Origin of the sequence: Nostoc sp. ChiSLP03a, from assembly GCF_034531215.2 — a bacterium.
Classification (GTDB): Bacteria; Cyanobacteriota; Cyanobacteriia; order Cyanobacteriales; family Nostocaceae; genus Nostoc.
In genome coordinates this window covers 42,210-60,274 of the sequence record NZ_JAVRBQ020000126.1, presented here as the reverse complement: position 1 = coordinate 60,274, position 18,065 = coordinate 42,210, and the positions used below count along the sequence as shown (strand labels likewise).

The 18,065-nt window shown below is 40.6% G+C and carries 17 protein-coding genes; 8 read left to right on the top strand and 9 right to left on the bottom strand.

Translation table 11 applies throughout. The annotated features are described in order from the left end of the window. Positions 1 to 441: 441 nt before the first annotated feature. Positions 442 to 1,041 (bottom strand): hypothetical protein, encoded by a 600-nt coding sequence (locus tag RMY32_RS20625; RefSeq protein ID WP_322711633.1) that lies wholly within the window; start codon positions 1,039 to 1,041, stop codon positions 442 to 444. Positions 1,042 to 1,281: 240 nt separating this feature from the next. Between RMY32_RS20625 and dacB the strand changes: the two genes are divergently transcribed. Further along, complete coding sequence (gene dacB, locus RMY32_RS20620) at positions 1,282 to 2,724, top strand: D-alanyl-D-alanine carboxypeptidase/D-alanyl-D-alanine-endopeptidase (RefSeq protein WP_409883575.1); 1,443 nt, start codon at positions 1,282 to 1,284, stop codon at positions 2,722 to 2,724. Between the two features lie 218 nt (positions 2,725 to 2,942). Next, the gene (locus tag RMY32_RS20615; protein WP_322711628.1) at positions 2,943 to 3,845 is read left to right on the top strand and encodes an LD-carboxypeptidase; all 903 of its coding nucleotides are present in this window, start codon (positions 2,943 to 2,945) and stop codon (positions 3,843 to 3,845) included. 31 nt (positions 3,846 to 3,876) lie between these two features. Here the strand turns inward: RMY32_RS20615 and RMY32_RS20610 are convergent, their stop codons facing one another. Continuing rightward, entirely contained in the window at positions 3,877 to 4,377 is a 501-nt protein-coding gene (locus RMY32_RS20610; RefSeq protein ID WP_322711627.1) for a class I SAM-dependent methyltransferase, read from the bottom strand. Between the two features lie 327 nt (positions 4,378 to 4,704). Between RMY32_RS20610 and RMY32_RS20605 the strand changes: the two genes are divergently transcribed. The 3 genes from RMY32_RS20605 to RMY32_RS20595 all read left to right on the top strand — a co-directional run bounded on the left by RMY32_RS20605 (position 4,705) and on the right by RMY32_RS20595 (position 8,263). Continuing rightward, entirely contained in the window at positions 4,705 to 5,811 is a 1,107-nt protein-coding gene (locus RMY32_RS20605; RefSeq protein ID WP_322711626.1) for a methyltransferase domain-containing protein, read from the top strand. Positions 5,812 to 6,271: 460 nt separating this feature from the next. Continuing rightward, entirely contained in the window at positions 6,272 to 6,925 is a 654-nt protein-coding gene (locus RMY32_RS20600) for a glycosyltransferase family A protein (RefSeq protein WP_322711625.1), read from the top strand. An 18-nt stretch (positions 6,926 to 6,943) separates the two neighbouring features. After that, positions 6,944 to 8,263: an ABC transporter substrate-binding protein gene (locus tag RMY32_RS20595; protein ID WP_322711624.1), complete on the top strand. Its 1,320-nt coding sequence runs from the start codon at positions 6,944 to 6,946 to the stop codon at positions 8,261 to 8,263. On the opposite strand, the gene RMY32_RS20590 is transcribed toward RMY32_RS20595, so the two are convergent. Together RMY32_RS20590 and RMY32_RS20585 are read right to left on the bottom strand one after the other, a co-directional pair. Next, positions 8,260 to 8,424 (bottom strand): hypothetical protein, encoded by a 165-nt coding sequence (locus RMY32_RS20590; RefSeq protein WP_322711634.1) that lies wholly within the window; start codon positions 8,422 to 8,424, stop codon positions 8,260 to 8,262. The genes RMY32_RS20595 and RMY32_RS20590 overlap by 4 nt on opposite strands. A gap of 33 nt (positions 8,425 to 8,457) precedes the next feature. Next, entirely contained in the window at positions 8,458 to 9,195 is a 738-nt protein-coding gene (locus tag RMY32_RS20585) for a hypothetical protein (protein ID WP_322711623.1), read from the bottom strand. 221 nt (positions 9,196 to 9,416) lie between these two features. Here RMY32_RS20585 and hemE point away from each other — a divergent pair, with 221 nt between their 5' ends. Together hemE and RMY32_RS20575 are read left to right on the top strand one after the other, a co-directional pair. Then, positions 9,417 to 10,478 (top strand): uroporphyrinogen decarboxylase, encoded by a 1,062-nt coding sequence (hemE, locus tag RMY32_RS20580; protein WP_322711622.1) that lies wholly within the window; start codon positions 9,417 to 9,419, stop codon positions 10,476 to 10,478. Between the two features lie 166 nt (positions 10,479 to 10,644). Continuing rightward, complete coding sequence (locus tag RMY32_RS20575; RefSeq protein WP_322711621.1) at positions 10,645 to 11,598, top strand: NAD(P)-dependent oxidoreductase; 954 nt, start codon at positions 10,645 to 10,647, stop codon at positions 11,596 to 11,598. Positions 11,599 to 11,606: 8 nt separating this feature from the next. On the opposite strand, the gene RMY32_RS20570 is transcribed toward RMY32_RS20575, so the two are convergent. Beyond that, positions 11,607 to 12,320, bottom strand: a complete 714-nt coding sequence (locus RMY32_RS20570; RefSeq protein ID WP_322711620.1) for a hypothetical protein — start codon at positions 12,318 to 12,320, stop codon at positions 11,607 to 11,609. Between the two features lie 330 nt (positions 12,321 to 12,650). On the opposite strand from RMY32_RS20570, the gene RMY32_RS20565 reads away from it, so the two are divergent. Next, a complete protein-coding gene (locus RMY32_RS20565) occupies positions 12,651 to 14,249 on the top strand; it encodes a B12-binding domain-containing radical SAM protein (protein WP_322711619.1) in 1,599 nt (532 codons plus the stop codon). A 128-nt stretch (positions 14,250 to 14,377) separates the two neighbouring features. Here the strand turns inward: RMY32_RS20565 and RMY32_RS20560 are convergent, their stop codons facing one another. The 4 genes from RMY32_RS20560 to RMY32_RS20545 form a co-directional block, all read right to left on the bottom strand. Next, positions 14,378 to 15,220, bottom strand: a complete 843-nt coding sequence (locus RMY32_RS20560) for a 2-isopropylmalate synthase (RefSeq protein ID WP_322711618.1) — start codon at positions 15,218 to 15,220, stop codon at positions 14,378 to 14,380. A gap of 57 nt (positions 15,221 to 15,277) precedes the next feature. Then, on the bottom strand, positions 15,278 to 15,442 hold the full coding sequence (locus RMY32_RS20555; RefSeq protein ID WP_409883565.1) for a type II toxin-antitoxin system RelE/ParE family toxin: 165 nt from the start codon (positions 15,440 to 15,442) through the stop codon (positions 15,278 to 15,280). A 117-nt stretch (positions 15,443 to 15,559) separates the two neighbouring features. After that, positions 15,560 to 15,865, bottom strand: coding sequence for a type II toxin-antitoxin system ParD family antitoxin (locus RMY32_RS20550; RefSeq protein ID WP_322711616.1), 306 nt, complete (start codon positions 15,863 to 15,865; stop codon positions 15,560 to 15,562). Between the two features lie 131 nt (positions 15,866 to 15,996). Continuing rightward, the gene (locus RMY32_RS20545; RefSeq protein ID WP_322711615.1) at positions 15,997 to 18,057 is read right to left on the bottom strand and encodes a ribonuclease R family protein; all 2,061 of its coding nucleotides are present in this window, start codon (positions 18,055 to 18,057) and stop codon (positions 15,997 to 15,999) included. Positions 18,058 to 18,065 lie beyond the last annotated feature (8 nt).

The window sequence follows — 18,065 nt, the reverse complement described above, 5'->3', positions numbered from 1 at the left end:
TAATCTAATTCAGTATCTGTATTTTTGAGTTAATTGAGGTGGCGGTTGCGCGACGTGCAACCGCCACTTCGTCCTGAACGAGCGCACGACTATTCAAGTGCAAAGTACCCACAGCTTGATAACCCGCAACTTGGGTTAATTAGAATCCCTTCTACCTATTCGCTAACCTTGTGATGTTATAATTATTATTTTTTTAAAATATTTCAAATTATTTTGGAATACGCTCTTACCAATGGTTAATAAAAAACTTCAACCACAGTCATAAGTAACATTAATGAAGTGAAAGAGAAAGTAATTAAAAAAAAGTTATGGAAATTTGGTTATCTCTCAGACTGCTGCTTACAGTTGCAGGCTACTGTTTAGAGAACTAAAGCATTATCTTGTACAATCAACGACAAATAGCTCCCCTAGATGGGGAGTTATTTGATATCAGTTAGCTAGCTAAGATGAAATTGGTACATTTTTAAATGCGGCTGTATCTGGCACAAAAATGTCCAAATTATTGATACCATCGGGAACTCTTAGCCAGATATAAGCATCTGCGGAGGCTTGTGGACGTACTGGGAACAAAGAAACGCTTCCTGTTGAGCGATTAAGAGCAACTCCTTTGTAGGTTACGCTAGTCTCAGGATTGCGGGCTGTTGTACTAGCTACCGAGATAATATCGCTACCAACAACTCCGTCTGTAGCAAGGCGACGAATCCGCATTTGCAGATTTACCACATCACGGTTTCCTGTTTCCGGGTCTTTAATTCGTTTTGCTGAAAGTAACTCAACTTCTGCCTTTTTGCCAAAAGCAGGCTGCACAAATTGGCCAGGACTAATTGCTGATGTTGTAGCACTAGCTGGGGATGGTGAGACAGTTGCTTGTGGAGAAGTTGTAGCTGTAGGACTTGGGACTTGAGTGGGAATGGTGTTACTGGCTGTACTAGTAGCATTTAGTGTTTGCCGTAACGTAAAAACTTCATAAGCTACATAGCCGCTACATCCCAAAGCCAAAGTAGAGAGTAATACAGCTACACCAGATAAAAATGTACTCACACCATTGCCTCGATTTCGTATTTCTGTATATGCAGGTTGACTTAGGTTTCGATTTTGTAGTCCCATAAATTACGTTTGTGCGATCGCCTATGTATGAAACATGTGAACATCTTCCTTATACTAATTAAGTAACTTTACTGAGCCAATTCTTCTCTCTCCGGAAAGAAATTGTTTGCAAAGTAAAAATATCTGTCTTTGGGATAAGGAAAATTGGTGGGACTTAAGACTTTAAATCAACCACTGGGTGTTTTATCAATATTTTTGACTAGCCAGATAGGATTTAGTTCTATTGCGAAAGCACAAACCCCAGTTGCACCAACAACTAGCACCAAATCAATTTGCTCTAGCCAACTGGGAACAGCTATAGATGCTGTAATCAATCGTCCCTTATTTAGTCGGGGACGCTGGGGAATTTTGATACAACCTCTGTCAACGGGGCCAACTCTTTACAGTCGAGATGCTCAAAAATATTTTACTCCTGCGTCTAACCTCAAATTGCTGACGACAGCAGCAGCGTTGCAGGAATTGGGCGCTAATTTTCGGATTCGCACCTCTATTTATCAGAATGGCAATGGTATTTTACGTGTTGTCGGTAGGGGAGATCCTAGTTTAAGTGATACTGAACTGCAAAAATTGGCACAGCAGTTAAAACAGAAAGGTATTACTCAAATTCAGCAGTTGAGTGCTGATGATAGTTATATTCAAGGTGATATTGTTAACCCCACCTGGCAATGGGAAGATGTGCAATCAAGTGATGGCGTACCAGTCAGCAGCTTTATTCTGAATCAAAATATTTTTAGCTTTAAACTTGTACCACAGGCTGTGGGTAAATCTTTGCAAGTGCTGTGGATCGATCCTGGCGAAGCAAAACAGTGGCGGATAATTAATCAGTCAATAACCGTCCCTCAAAATCAACCGAGCTATGTCAATGTCACCCGCGAATTATCAGGAACAGTATTACGAATTCAAGGACAACTGACAACGAATTCTGAAGAATCTTTAATAGATTTGCCTGTAGTCGATCCTAATTATTACTTCTTACGACGTTTCCGTACTGTCTTAGCAACAGAAAAAATTACTTTGGGACAGACATTAGTAGTAAATGGTGGTGTGAATCAACAGGAAATAGCATTTGTAGAGTCGCCACCTTTAGCTGAATTATTAGCAGAAACTAATTTAAATAGTAATAATCTTTATGCTGAAGCATTGCTGAGAGCATTAGCTGTGAAAAAAACCAGACTTAAAAATCAAACTAGTGCTGATGTCGGTTTAGAAGTTGTCAAAGCAAGTTTAACTAAATTGGGGGTCGATCCAGCTAATTACATTTTGGTCGATGGTTCAGGTTTATCACGTCGTGACTTAGTGACACCAGAAGCTTTTGTCCAAACTCTGCGGGGAATGGCAAAAACCCCAACTGCATATATATATCGCGCATCTTTACCCGTGGCTGGTAAAAGTGGAACTCTGAAAGGCCGCTTTCAAGATACACCTGCTGCGGGCATTGTGCAAGCAAAAACAGGTACGTTAACAGGTGTAGTTTCTCTATCTGGATATATGAATGCGCCGAAATATGAGCCGCTAGTTTTTAGTATTATCGTGAATCAGTCGGATCAATCTGCAACAGTTATACGACAGGCAATTGATGAAGTTGTTGTGTTGTTAACACAGTTGCAGCATTGTTAATATAATTCGTAATTCGTAATTCGTAATTCGTAATTCGTAATTCGTAATTCGTAATGACGCTCTCTACGAGACGCTAAAAGCGAACGCGGACTCGCTAACGTAATTACGTTTTGTGACGGGGATTTAGCTTAGGTGTTCAATTCGTTCTGAATGTAGAAGCAGAGGACTTAAACCCTCAAGCATTGTTAATATGATACTTTTCACTCCTAACTTGTTTCATGCCAGCCAAAATCTTACCATCGCCCTTAAAACCTGGAGACTTATTACGAGTAATTGCCCCTAGTGGTGCTTTGCGAGAATTTGAGGAATTTAAACAGAGTCTAGAAATTTGGCGATCGCGTGGCTACAAACTAGAAATCAGTCCCCAGGTAGATGACAAATGGGGTTATCTAGCTGGAACAGATGAAACTCGTCGTCAACAGCTAGCAGCAGCATGGCAAGATCCCGATTGTCGTGGTATTCTCTGTGCCAGAGGTGGTTTTGGCAGCACCCGCATCTTAGAAAATTGGAATTGGCCAAACTCAGGGCCTCCCAAGTGGCTTATAGGCTTTTCTGATATCACAGCTTTATTATGGAGTCTTTATACAGCAGGAATTTCCGGCGTTCACGGCCCTGTAATGACAACTTTGGCAGATGAGTCAGATTGGTCAGTTAAGCGATTATTTGATTGGGTAGAAGGTGGTTCTTTTACCCCTCTCAAAGGTTGCGGTTGGGGTGGTGGTGTAGTGAATGGTACTTTGTTACCAGGTAATCTGACGGTGGCTACTCACCTTTTAGGTACACCAATCTTGCCACATCTGGATGGTGTAATTCTGGCGTTGGAGGATGTTACCGAAGCACCTTATCGCATCGATAGGATGCTGACGCAGTGGCGTTTGAGTGGTGCTTTGTCTCAAGTCTGCGGTATTGCGTTGGGCGGTTTTACTCGTTGTGAAGCGCCACCAACTATATCTAGTTTTAGTGTAGAAGAAGTATTGCGCGATCGCCTGGGTGATTTAGGGATTCCCATTGTCTCCGATTTGCCTTTTGGCCATGATAGTCCCAATGCAGCCTTACCAGTGGGTCTAGAGGTAACTTTAGATGGAGATGCGGGAATATTAGCGATCGCGCATCCACATTAAGTTAAAATCAGATCCGCTTCTGGTTAAACAGTCATAATCCACTCACAGAATAATGTTCTAAATGCTTTGGTAAATTCCAATTGATTTTCGGATCTGGCTGATGTTTTACAGGTTCAACATCTCCTCGCCAAGCAGCACCCATAATTTGCATAGTTTGGTAAATGATTGTATTCCAACCTTTTTCCTTTAAGTAGTCTAAACCTTGTGCTACATCAGGGGAAGTTAAATCATGGAACAAAATTAAAGCATCGTCCTCTGCCAATGGTTCACAAACAATCGTATCATTGAGCGGAGCAGGTGCTTCACGATCGCCATCAATGAAAATCAATGACCACTTGTGTTGTAATTCTTTAGCTAACTCTTCTACCCTTTGTGGGCTATAACCAGCTACTAAATTAACTGAGTCAAGAACATTAGCAAGTCGTAGGGAATTACTTACACTTTCATAAACATCTTCTCTGGCTAAAAAAGGATCGATTACATCTAATTTCACTCCACCCAATGCCAGATGACAGGCAGACCAACCGCGCAAACAACCAATTTATAAAGCTTTTTTTCCGGCAAATCTGAGTGCCGTATTATCTAAAAGCCTCTAGTATGGTACTGCGGCAATTAGAGCGGAGCATCGATTCAGGAATCACAAACCTAACCCTCCAGACTCCTTACTTACCAGATAAGTAGAGCAACACTTGCCTCTTGCAACCGGGGAAGGATTGGAAAAGAGGATCTTCCAGGAACGCTAAATTGTTATTTTCAGGCAAGCTTAAAATAAATGCGATGCCATTATAAATAAAATACGAAAATAGCTTATAATATCTAATTCATCTTCCTGATTATAAAACTTTGAGTTATTAACTATATGCCAAAACAATATGTACCTAATGCCTTTTTAAAAGTTGAAGATTCACAGTTATATGCAATTTTTGCGTGGAGTCAGCGAACCGCAAAAATTATCCCATCAAAATCATGGTTGACAATCTTGGAAATATTTATTCATGAACATTCATTAGAGACAGCTTACCAAATATTTCAAAAAATTAAATTAGAACCTATAGCAGAGAAAGTTATTCAGGAGATCAAAAAATATGAGCAGCTTCTTAAAAACGCCCTAATTTTTTTAGCAGATGGTAGCCTGACAATCTTCGGTAAAGGCTTTCGGAGTTTTATCGAAAAGGAAATGCAATATGAACTTGGTTCATTAAGTAAAGAAACTTACCAAGTATTGCCACAATTATTTTCCCAATATCAATTAGAAAATGACCTAGAATCTATTAAAAATATAGAAGACTTTCGTAAATTAGTAGAACATTTAGAAAGTCTTGGTTTACTGTCCCCTGCTACAGGTTCGATAGATTGGGGTGATTTGAAAAAAACAGTTCCTATTTGTCAAGCATTTGGATTGACAAGAGGTACACCCGTCGATAGATACTACCTCAGCAAATTTCTAAAAGAAATTCAAACCCAAATTGGTGGCAATATCTTAGAAATAGGAGGAACACCAAAAGATAAAGATTTTTATCAAATTAACCCAGGCGGATTATATCAGATTCTCAACTTAGAAGCAGGCCCAGGAGTAGATATAGTTGGAGATGCTCATGATGTATCCGTTATTAAACCAGAATCTTTGGATTCAGCGATCATTTTTAACGTCTTAGAACATTGTTATGCCCCCTGGATAGTGGTGGAAAATATCCACACTTGGCTAAAACCTGGTGGAAAATGTTTTGCAATGGTACCAAGTGCGATTAGAGTTCATGCTACTCCCGTTGACTATTGGCGACCTTTACCTGATGCTTTCGCCTGGATGTTTAGAAACTTCTCACAGCAGAAGTTGTATGTCTATGGCAACCCTACCAGTGTCATAGCTAGTTATCATGGAATAGCCGTAGAAGAACTAACATCTGAAGAACTAGACGCTTACCATCCAGATTATCCCGTCGCAACTTGTATTTTGGCTGAAAAGTAAATCTAAAAGTGTGAGGAGAAATTAAATTATTTATGAAAATTGCTCTTGTAGCTTGGGGTTATATCCCTGAACCCCCCTATCGCATTCTGTTTTAACTGTGATAAATGAATACAAAAATTTTTTAGAAACAATTTATGATTTTGTGCATTTACACACTTACAGTTTTGTCAAACTCATAAAATTGTTACCGATACAATTAGCGAGATGATTGAGAAAAACCAATATTATCGTCCACAAATTTTAGAATATGTTCGAGAAAACTTTGATTATAGCCGGATAATTTATCATTATAATGATACAATGCACGATTTTATAAACTTACATAACTAAGGAGTAATTTTTCAGCCTGTTAATAACTTAGTTCTGTTCAACACAGCTTAATACTTTACTCCTCAACAATTAAAAACCCCTCTTTTGTTAGTGAGATTCTTGTGCGAACAATTACGATGATGATTTAAAAATGGAAACTGTAGTTTTTGATTTCAATCAGGAAGTATCAATTATCCTCTGTACCTATAATCGGGCAAAATATTTAAACAATTGCATTGATAGTGTTATTGCTCAAAGTTTTCAAGATTGGGAACTGATTATAGTTGATGATGGCAGCCAAGATAATACCTTTGAAGTTGTCAATCCTTATATTCAACAATTTCAAAATATCCGATATTTGAAACACCAAAATAGGAAGCTGTGGTATGCTAAAAATGTAGGGATACAGGCATCTTTCGGCAAATATATAACATTTTTAGATAGCGATGATGCGTACAAAGTCAATCACCTGGATGCGCGAATTGAATATATGAGAGCTAATCTAGAAATTGATTTAATTGAAGGTGGATTCGCCACAGAAGAAGAGGTTTGGGTTGCAGATTATTTTCAACCAGGTCAAAAAATTAATCTCCGAGAATGTGTTTTAGGACCAACATTTTTTGGAAAAAGACAGGTATTTTTGGAGGTGAAAGGATTTAATAATATTGCATACGGAGAGGATACAGACTTTTGGTATCGGGCGGCAAAAATATTCAGAACTGAAAAAATAACCGAACCCCAAACTTATATTTACACAAGAGCAGAAACTAGTATTACCAAAAGTGTTTTGGAGAATATTTCTTAATCTGATGAACTATCTGGTATGAAGATTATCCTTTTTCTATCCCAAATAAGCCATTATTCTCGCCGAGTCATCGCTTCTGGTTGGCAGATGTTACTTCTAGGGATTGTTCTAAGTTCGTTCCTAATATTTTTATCTGCTTGTCAGGGACTAGTACAGAAGGATGATGGAGTAATTCATTTAACCCTATGGCAAGCAATCAATCCCCCTGCTAATCGGGATGTGTTTGAAAAATTGGTAGACAAATTTAATCAGACTCATACTGATGTGCAGGTAGAATCTGTCTTTTTAGCTCAACCCCACTTGCCAAAAATATTAACAGCTGTTGTGGGTAATGTGCCTCCAGATATCTTGGCATTCTATCCGCAAATTACAGGTCAGTTAGCAGATTTAAGGGCAATTATACCTTTAGAAGATTGGTTGAAAAAATTGCCCCTAAAGTCAGAAATCACCCCTAACTTACTTGAAGAATTGCAATTAGATGGTCATCTTTGGTCGGCTCCATTATATACAAGTAACATTGGTATTTTTTACAGACCTAAGCTTTTTGAAGCTGCGGGAATTACACAAACGCCCAAGACTTGGGAAGAATTGAGAGAAGTTGCCAAAAAATTAACCATAGACCGCAATGGCGACAACCGACCAGAACAGTACGGAATTCTACTGCCTTTAGGAAAGGGAGAATGGACTGTTTTTAGCTGGTTTCCTTTTTTATTGAGCGCTGGCGGAGAAGTACTGACAAATAACCGACCGAATTTAACGAATGCTGGAGCGCTGAAAGCTTTACAATTCTGGCAGCAGCTGTTGAAAGATGGTTCAGCAATGCTTTCTTCTCCAGAACGGGGTTATGAAGAAGATGCCTTTATAGCGGGTCGGGTTGCTATGCAAATTACGGGCCCTTGGACTTATATCACGAAATCTAACGTTGATTACGACGCATTTCCCATACCTACAAATGTTGGTCAAGCTACGGTGACAGGTGGCGGAAATATCTATGTGATGAAGACTACACCAGCCAGAGAGCAAGCTGCACTCAAGTTTTTAGAATATGTTTTGAGTGAAGAATTCCAAAAAGAATGGAGTATCGGTACCGGTTTTTTACCAGTTAATCTTAAAGCTGCACAAAGTGAAGCTTATCAGCAATTCCTCAACCACAAATCTTGGTTAAAAGTGTTTATGGAACAAATTCCTCTAGCTGGTGCTAGACCGATTATTGCCGGATATAGCCGTCTTTCTGACAGTCTTGGTCGAGCTATCGAGGCTACATTGCTGGGTGAATCTCCCGACAAAGCTCTCAAAATAGCACAAGAGCGTTTAGAAACTATTTGGGATAACAATTAAATGGGACTGGGTAACTCGTGATATCCTTTGAGGTGTTGTAGCGATGCGCGTTCGTAACTACATCCCAGTTCCGCCAAGATATCTGCTGGGGTATATGGTAATTCAAAATACTTACTAAATGTATAACTTTGACCGGGTTGGAGAATGCGCGGGCGAGTCATAAATATTAAGGTTATGGAATATATCGATAAAAGTCAGGAAGAAACTCCAGTTTTGGAATGTAAATTTCTTTTTAATCTACACAAACCAATTGCTGGTATAGCTCCTAAAATCGCCGCTGTCAGTCCTTGTCCACTCCAATATAGTATGGGAGTACGGTAGGTTTCTGGAATCAAATTTTGCATAATAAAAAGCAACCAAATCAAAATAGTAATCCAGAAAAAAGAGATTGAGGGTACAAAATTCCACCACCAAATACCTGCTGTATATCGCCTTAACACCAGCCATTGGCAAATCCCTAGCCAAATTCCAGAAATTATATATGCGATCGCAGACAAAAATCCAAAAATCAAAGTATCTTCAGAAGCTGATGAGGCAATGGTTGAAATGTAGTTAATCCAGGCTGTAGAAACGCCGTTGGCAATCAGCCAACCGACACTAGTAGCAAATAGCCACTGCCAACCCGGTAAATATCGGTAAAGGACAAGAGCTTGATCTGCAGCGAAAATCACGGCAAATACAACGTTACTCAGGCTTCTAACCAAAATGCTCCATGTTTGTGGTTGAGTAGCAACGTTAGATGAAAGACTTTGGAGAATAATTTTCTCTAAGGCGATACTGGCAACACCACCGACAACCCATCCGATGAGGGTCATTAAGGTAAACTGAATAAAGAACCTCTGTCGCTGCGATCGCGGAATCAAATACTTTCCTGGATTAAGCTCATTATTAGCAGATGCAACACGATCGGGACTGTTAGAGTCAGTTTCCATAGGGAATTAAAAGAGTAGATAGTGGAGACAACACAAAAGAGTGACGAAATTCTTTTATATTCCACTTTCTTTGTTAATTCTTGTTTTATCCCATTTCTGACCCGATTTTCCTTTGGTGTAAAAGGACTAGGGCTTTTGCTGACAACTTGCTAATAAAGCGTAATCCCAGAATGATAAGCTAAACAGTGGCATAAAAGTTGTGACTTAGGATGAAGTGATAAATGGGTGTTTATTCAACGACTCCTCATCTCTTACGGGCTGCTCGTGGTGAAGTAGTAGATCGTCCCCCTGTATGGATGATGCGACAAGCGGGACGATATATGAAAGCATATCGAGACTTAAGAGAAAAGTATCCTTCGTTTCGCGATCGCTCCGAAATTCCAGAAGTAGCAATTGAAGTTTCTTTGCAACCCTGGAGAGCTTTCCAACCAGACGGAGTAATTTTGTTTTCTGATATTGTCACCCCATTACCTGGTTTGGGGATTGACATGGACATCGCCGAAGGTAAAGGGCCAATCATTCACTCACCTCTGCGCACTCAAGAACAAATTGATAATTTGCATCCTTTAGAACCAGAAGCAGCTCTACCATTTATCAAGACAATTTTGCAAGCGTTGCGTTCGGAAGTAGGCGACAAATCAACGGTGTTAGGCTTTGTGGGTGCGCCGTGGACATTAGCAGCTTATGCGGTGGAAGGAAAAGGTTCTAAGACCTACTCCATCATCAAAAACATGGCATTTTCCGATCCGACGATATTGCATAAACTGTTAGCTAAATTAGCAGATGCGATCGCCATCTATGCCCGTTACCAAATTGACTGTGGCGCTCAAGTTGTGCAAATGTTCGATTCTTGGGCAGGGCAATTGAGTCCTCAAGATTATGATACTTTTGCTCTCCCCTATCAGCAGCGAGTTTTCCAGCAAGTCAAGCAAACCCATCCCGATACACCTTTGATTTTGCTAGTTAGCGGTAGTGCGGGTGTGTTGGAAAGAATGGGACAATCTGGCGCTGATATTGTCAGTGTAGACTGGGCAGTGGATATGGCAGATGCAAGAGCCAGATTGGGTAAACAAATGAAAGTTCAAGGAAATCTTGACCCAGGTGTACTATTCGGCTCTAAACAGTTTATCCGCGATCGCATTCTCGATACCGTTCGCAAAGCCGGTAATTGGGGTCATATTCTCAATCTCGGTCACGGTGTCTTACCAGAAACTCCCGAAGAAAATGTCGCTTTCTTTTTTGAAACTGCGAAGGAATTGAATCTTGCAGGAGTTAAGGGTTAGGAGTCATACAATTTTAGATTTTAGATTTTAGATTTTAGATTTTTCCTGCAATCTAAAATCCAAAATTCAAAATCTAAAATTTTCAGAGTTATTCAGTTGCAATTCGGAACTTTTAACTTTATTCTTAATTCTTTAATTTTAACTCCTAACGTTTTATAAATTCTCTATGAGCCAGAAACGGATTTTAGTGACTGGTGCAAGTGGTTGTGTAGGTCATTATTTAACAGAAGCCTTAATTAAAGAAACAAATCACGAACTGTATCTATTAGTTAGGAACCCAAGCAAACTGCAAGTTGATACTAATGCTCGTTCAGGCATCAACGTTTTACAAGGTGATATGCAAAATATTCGCCAATTTGCCGATTTGCTATCCACAATTGATACGGCGGTACTTACAGCCACAGCTTGGGGTGGCGAGCAAACATTTGATATTAATGTCGTCAAGACTATAGAGTTGCTCGAACTCCTAGATCCAGAACGTTGCCAACAGGTAATTTATTTTTCGACAGCTAGCGTTTTGGATCGCTACAATCAACCATTAAAAGAAGCCGGGGAAATTGGAACAGATTATATCCGTTCTAAATATGAGTGCTTAGAGAAAAAAGAAAAATTAGCGATCGCACCCAAAATTACCACAGTATTTCCGACTGTAGTATTGGGCGGTGATGCGAATAAACCCTATTCTGCTGTCACATCTGGTATTACAGAAGTGACGAAATATATTAATTTGATTCGCTTTTTAGAAGCAGATGGCAGTTTTCACTTTATCCACGCACAAGATATTGCCACTGTAGTGCAATATTTGATCGATCGTCCTGCTAAAGATAATCAGCCACGTCGGCTGGTTTTAGGTCAAGCACCGTTAACTGCTAATCAAGCAGTGAAACAAGTTTGTGCTTATCTGGGCAAAAAGATTTACTTTCGTATTCCCATATCTATAGCATTGGCTAATTTGATTATTGTTCTGTTCCGCATTCGGATGGCCGCTTGGGATCGGTTTTGCATGAACTATCGGCATTTTACATACGAAAAATTCATCAATCCCGATAATTTCGGCTTGCCAAATTATTGTGCAACCATGAGTGATGTTTTGAAAATTAGCGGTGTTAAACGTGTGTGAAATATCTATTATTTGCTAATGATAGCGGTCATTTCTTGCGAAGATAAGCCGACACAAGCTGCCAATTCTTCCAATGTCAATCGTTCGCGTGTGTTTGCTTCTAACAAAGATGTTGCAGCTGCAACGTAATCAGGATTAGCAAGATGATTGACATTCTTAGGAAAACTTGTTTGGGAATCAAGATTGGCAATGTCAGAACTTCCAGTAATTTTTTGTATTTGATAAGTGGCAATTAAAGCTGCTTGACGGGCTTGGAGATAGGCAACATAATATTGCACGATAGCTAATCTTTTTTGCTGTCTAGCTTCCTTCCAACGAGCTTGCAAAACAGGAAGCTGCCCAAAAGTACTAATAAATTTAATCGGGTCAACTGTGACGGTTAAGGAAAAGCTGTTTGAGCGCTCAGATGGGGAATCCGGTGATGTTGAGATCGTACTTAGAGCCGGAGATAATTCGATAGCTAAGACATCTCTAAAAGCATTCAATCCCATTGCAGCTTTTGTTTCCAGTACTTGGGCTGAGTTGCGTTCAGCAATAGCTACTAATTGATCGATGATTCTGAGATCCTGCTGTGTAATTTCAGTTTGAAGGAGGTTACGTTGATTACTAGAACTAGACTTATCTTCGGATGCAACCACAGGAAATGTAGTACTGACAAATGTAACGGCAAGGAAAATCCTGAAACTTTGTGCAAAAGCTTTTGAGAGCCATTGTGCGATCATCTGATTGATTTATTCGGAAGCGCTACACTTGTTTTCTAATTTGCTTCTCTTTTCACGATACAGCTAAATGACAATAATTCTTATATATGGGGGGAGTCTTTTTAAGGAAATCCTAGTAAACTGTGGCGAAAGTTTACCTACCTTTAACCAGTTGCTCAGAGCAACTTGTCTAGTTAATTGAGATGGTAGTTGGATTTACGCCGTGCTGTACTGGTCGCCCATTTGAGTTAAAAATATGAATGGTAAAATAAAACAACTTTAATAAAAAGTCAATAACTCTTTATTTTCGTTAGAGTGGGATAACAATCAAAGTGTGAGGATTGATACTACATGCGAATCTTGTTAGTGTATCCAATATTTCCCAAAACCTTTTGGTCTTATGAAAAAATCTTGGAATTAGTCGATCGCAAGGTTTTATTACCACCTCTGGGTTTAGTAACAGTGGCGGCGATTCTGCCCCAAGAATGGGAATTCAAGCTGGTCGATCGCAACATCCGCCCCGCAACAGAAGCAGAATGGGCATGGGCAGATGTAGTAATTCTCTCTGCGATGATTGTCCAGAAACAAGATTTACTTGAGCAAATTCAGGAAGCAAAAAAACGTGGCAAGTTAGTCGCAGTTGGCGGCCCTTACCCCACTTCTGTACCTCACGAAGTTGAAAATGTTGGCGCAGATTTTCTGATTTTGGATGAAGGGGAAATCACTCTCCCCATGTTTATTGAGGCAATTAAACGGGGTGAAACATCTGGCACTTTCCGCGCCACAGAAAAACCTGATGTCACCAGCACACCAATACCCCGCTTTGATTTATTAGAATTGAACGCTTATGACATGATGTCGGTGCAGTTTTCGCGTGGATGTCCTTTCCAATGCGAATTTTGCGACATTATTGTTCTCTACGGGCGCAAACCGCGTACCAAAACCCCAGCGCAATTGTTAGCAGAGTTAGATTACCTCTATGAATTGGGTTGGCGGCGGGGTGTGTTCATGGTAGATGACAACTTTATTGGCAACAAGCGAAATGTCAAATTGTTGCTGAAAGAGTTAAAAGTCTGGATGGCAGAACATAAGTATCCCTTCCGATTTGACACGGAAGCTTCAGTTGACTTGGCACAAGACCAAGAAATGTTGGAGTTGATGGTTGAATGTGGTTTCTCAGCGGTGTTTTTGGGAATCGAAACGCCGGATGAGGATAGTTTGCAAATGACCAAGAAGTTTCAAAATACTCGCAGTTCTTTAACTGAGGCGGTGCAAACCATTATTAAAGCGGGATTGCGCCCAATGGCTGGGTTTATTATCGGGTTTGATGGCGAAAAAGCCGATGCAGGCGATCGCATTGTCCGCTTTGCAGAACAAGCAGCAATTCCCTCAACTACTTTTGCCATGTTACAAGCGTTACCTAACACTGCGCTTTGGCATCGCCTGAAAAAAGAAGGACGACTCCGGGAAAATCAAGATGGCAACATCAACCAAACAACATTGATGAACTTCCTGCCTACCCGTCCCCTGGAAGAACTAGCCAGAGAATATATTGAGGCATTCTGTACTTTATACGACCCAGTACAATATTTGGATCGTACCTATCGCTGCTTCTTGATGATGGGCTTGCCGAGTTGGAAAGCGCCAGCCAAAATGCCCGAGTGGGTAGTTATAAAAGCGTTGCTGATTGTGATTTGGCGACAAGGAATCAAACGGGAAACCCGTTGGAAATTCTGGCATCATTTGTTCAGCATTCTCAAGCGGAATCCTGGAGTTATTGAACATTACATCGCTGCTTGCGCCCACAATGAGCATTTTCTGGAATACCGCCAAATTGTGCGCGATCAAATTGAAAGTCAGTTAGCTGAGTATTTGGCACAAGGTGCAGAAAAACCTTATATGCTAGTTAAGGAAAAAGCTGAGGAAAAAGCTGAAGCAGTAGTTAGTTAAATGTAGTAACGGTTAATAGGTAAAAGTGAAAAAATTACTTATTAGCCGTTATTAAAATCAGTATGCTATTCAAAGTATGATAGATATAAAGTGTGCGTTAGCCTTTGGTGTAACACACCCTATAAAAACTATTTTGCTTTTGCAATCCCAGTTATTTCAAAAATTAGCTCTGCTGCTTTACTGATTAACGAAGTGTTAATTTCAAGTTGATAGTTATCTTGTTTTAAAACCTCTGTTACAACTTTCGCCAAATCTGCGTTACCTTTTCTCGCACCCAAACCATTAATTGCACATTCAATTTGCCTCGCACCGCAACTTAAAGCAATGAGTGAATTATCTACCGCCATACCCAAATCATCATGACAGTGTACTGAAACGACAACTTTGTTAATATTGGGCACTCGATTAAAAATCATTTGCAGAAGTTGTGAAAACTCTTCTGGCGATGCCAAACCTAAACTATCAGGAATGCTAACAGTCGTGGCACCACTTTTGATTGCAGTTTCAATAGATTTACACAAAAAATCAGGCTCACTTCTAGGAGCATCAAAAGCGCTCCATTCCACATCATCACAGTAATTGCGTGCTAAAGAAACACTCTCTTTGATTGTTTCTAATACTTCTTCTTTGGTTAATTTAGACTGATTTTTCAGATTTACCGGAGTATAAGTGTGAATTCTACTTCTGATTGCTGGTTTAATTGCTTCAGCAAGAGTGATTATTTCATTTGAATTGGGACTAGCTAGCCCACAAATAGTAGAATTTTTAATTAATTGAGAAACCCGAAAAACTTCATCAAAATCTTTTTGAGAACTTCCTGGATAACCAACTTCAATAATATCTACTCCCATTTCTTCGAGCAATTGGGAGATAGTAATTTTTTGTTGCAAATTCATCTTTACACCAGGCGTCAATTCTCCATCACGCATGGTGGTATCAAAAATAATTACTTTATGATTATTTTCTGACATATTGGCTAGAGATAGCGATCGCTTACATCAAATGCAATATTAAGGAATATCCTCACTTCAGAAAACTGTCTCTAAATCTCGATAACCACTGATAATACGTACAACTTCCACACCGCCATTAATAGGACGATAAAATATTAAGTAATCTTCTACTGGAAAACTCCGTAAACCACTGGCAAAATTATCGCAACTTTGCCCCATATTAGGAAAATCAGCCAACATTTTACATTGCTGTTTAATTTTTGAGTCTTCGAGCTGCATCAGGATTGTAGCGGATAATATAGCGATTAATCTCTTTAAGGTCTTACTTGGCTGGAATTGTTAAAACGTACCGACTCATTATTTAGCGGCCTCTGCTTGTTGCATTTGAGCTTCAGCACGTCGGATGTCTTCCTCTATTTCTGCAAATACCTCTTCACCATCAATTCCTTCGCCACGTTCGAGTTCTTCGATACCAACTTGGATTTTAGCTTTCAATTCTGCTAAACGTTTTTCTTGAAGGCGTTGGCGTAGCCCGCCGCAGGCATCGCGTTCATCTAGTAATCTCAATGCTTCGCCCATCACCTCACTCACTGAGTGATATCGACCACTATTAACTTTATCCTTAACCAACTGCTCCAGTTCTGGGGTCAAAGATACATTCACAATTATTACCTCATTCCATTTACTCTATATAGTAACCGAAAGCAATTGGAGCAAGGCTAAAATAATTCGTAATTGATAATACTAGGCGATTATTACTAATGACAAATGACAAATGACAAATGACAAATTAGTTAATTCACGGCTGTTTGGGCTTCCTGATAAATTATTTCTTGAAACTGGATCATATCTTTTTGTGGATCGGCATGGCTAACTTTCACGACTATTTGTTCGCCCAACTTCACAGAACGTTTGAAAGCCATTGGCAACTGCAAGCCCAAATCTTCTAATAAAATTAGGGCTAAGTTGCTGTCTTCTCGCAACCACATCAACACTGTTACATCCCAAGTTTCCTCTGGATGACGGCGTAAATACTCTAGAGCATAATATCTATTAGTTTGTCGTTCCACCATCGTCACTTCTTGGGTGATGCTGGTGACAGTCATCATCACTTCTTTAAGTTGATCTGCGGAAAATGGCAGAACTTCACCCCGCAAATGAGCTTTAATTTGAAAGTGGGTAAGTAAGTCACTGTAGCGGCGGATGGGAGAGGTTGCTTGGGTGTAAGTATCCAAGCCCAAACCAGCATGGCGCAAAGGCGTAATGCTCATTTCACTCTTAGGCATACAGCGACGCATAGCGCAAGCGCGAACGAATCCGGCTGGAAGTAGCAGCAATTCCTCATCTGGAGGTAATTCTGGTTGCGGTTGACCGCGAAAGGGCAAAGGTATGTTATGAGTTTTACCATAACGAGCCGCAACTTCACCGGCAACAATCATCATTTCTGCTACCAATTGCCGTGATGGAGAATCATCCAAAATATCGATGTGGATCTCCTCACCTTTGACTTTGATCGCCGCTTCCGGCATGGTGATGCTAATTGCCCCTTGGGCGTAACGCCAAGCTTTGCGTTTTTGTGCCCAAGTGGCGATCGCAGCAATTTCTGGTTCTGCTTGTACCCGTAATTGCAGCATTTCATCTACATCTTCGTAGGTGAGGCGATAAGTCGGCTTAATTAAGCTGGTATGAATGCTGTAATCTTCTACTCCCCCAGTTGTCCCTAAAATAATCCCGAAACTGAGGGCGCAACAAACCTTTCCCTGGATCAGACTCATTGGCCCAGTTGCCAATACCTCTGGAAACATGGGAATCATTCCCGTAGGTAAATAGACTGTACTACCGCGCTTTCTGGCTTCTAAATCTAATTCATCTTCCGGTACTAACCATCTAGTGGGATCGGCGATATGCACCCACAGGCGTTCCCGTCCATCGGGGAGTACTTCCCAACTTAGACCATCGTCGATCTCTGTGGTAGTTTCATCATCAATGGTGTAAACCTTCAGGTGAGTCAGATCAAGGCGGTTTGTATCTGAGTCAATCGGCGGGAAATCCAAACGCTGTTGCGCCACTTCTAATACCTTATGAGGAAATTGGATCGGAATTGAAGAACGCCGCAGGAACAAGTTTTCATTAGGACTCCAGCAACCCAAATCTACCAATAGTTGAAAGGCTCCTTGGGGTGTTGTGGGTCGTCCCAGCATGGTCATAGTTTCTAATACTGGAGCGCTGGGCGGATAAGCGCGAGCTAAGGAGTCATAGTTAACCCCCGTCCGCACGGTGTCAGCTATTAGCGCTGCGTATTTTTCTAGTCCTTCTAAACGCTGGCGATCGTGGCGCTGCCACTCTACTGCTTCACCTTTGAGTGCCTGTTCTACACGAGCTAAAAATTCCTGCTGTCCTTTAGCTTTTAGTGCCTCTACTTCCAGTTGGTGCTTGCGTTCTGCCACTTGAGCAGCAGTTCTTGGCTCGTAAGCGTCTCCTTTTTGCTTGAAATAAAGTTTGTCGTCTGATAACAAGCAATAAGCGGCGTAACAAGCAGGCGCGGCTGATTCTGAAAATAGCAGATTCGCCATTTGGTCTGGGGTAACTGTTTCCCCATCCTCAACCAGTAATTCCCAAGCCACTTCTAAACTAGATGGGTCTAAATAAGGCTCGATCTGCTCCAAAAAGCTGGCAATTTCAGAAGCCTTGTAAGTCTCTTTGGTAACTGTATAGGTTATTTGTCTAGGCGCGAGGCTGTGGGATTGACCGCGTTCGTCTACCACAAACCAGCGGGTTTTACCGTCTGGACGTTCTACGATGCCCAGACGGCGATCGCCTTGAACCCTAAATTCAACTAGCGTCCCCTTCTCCACAACTCTCG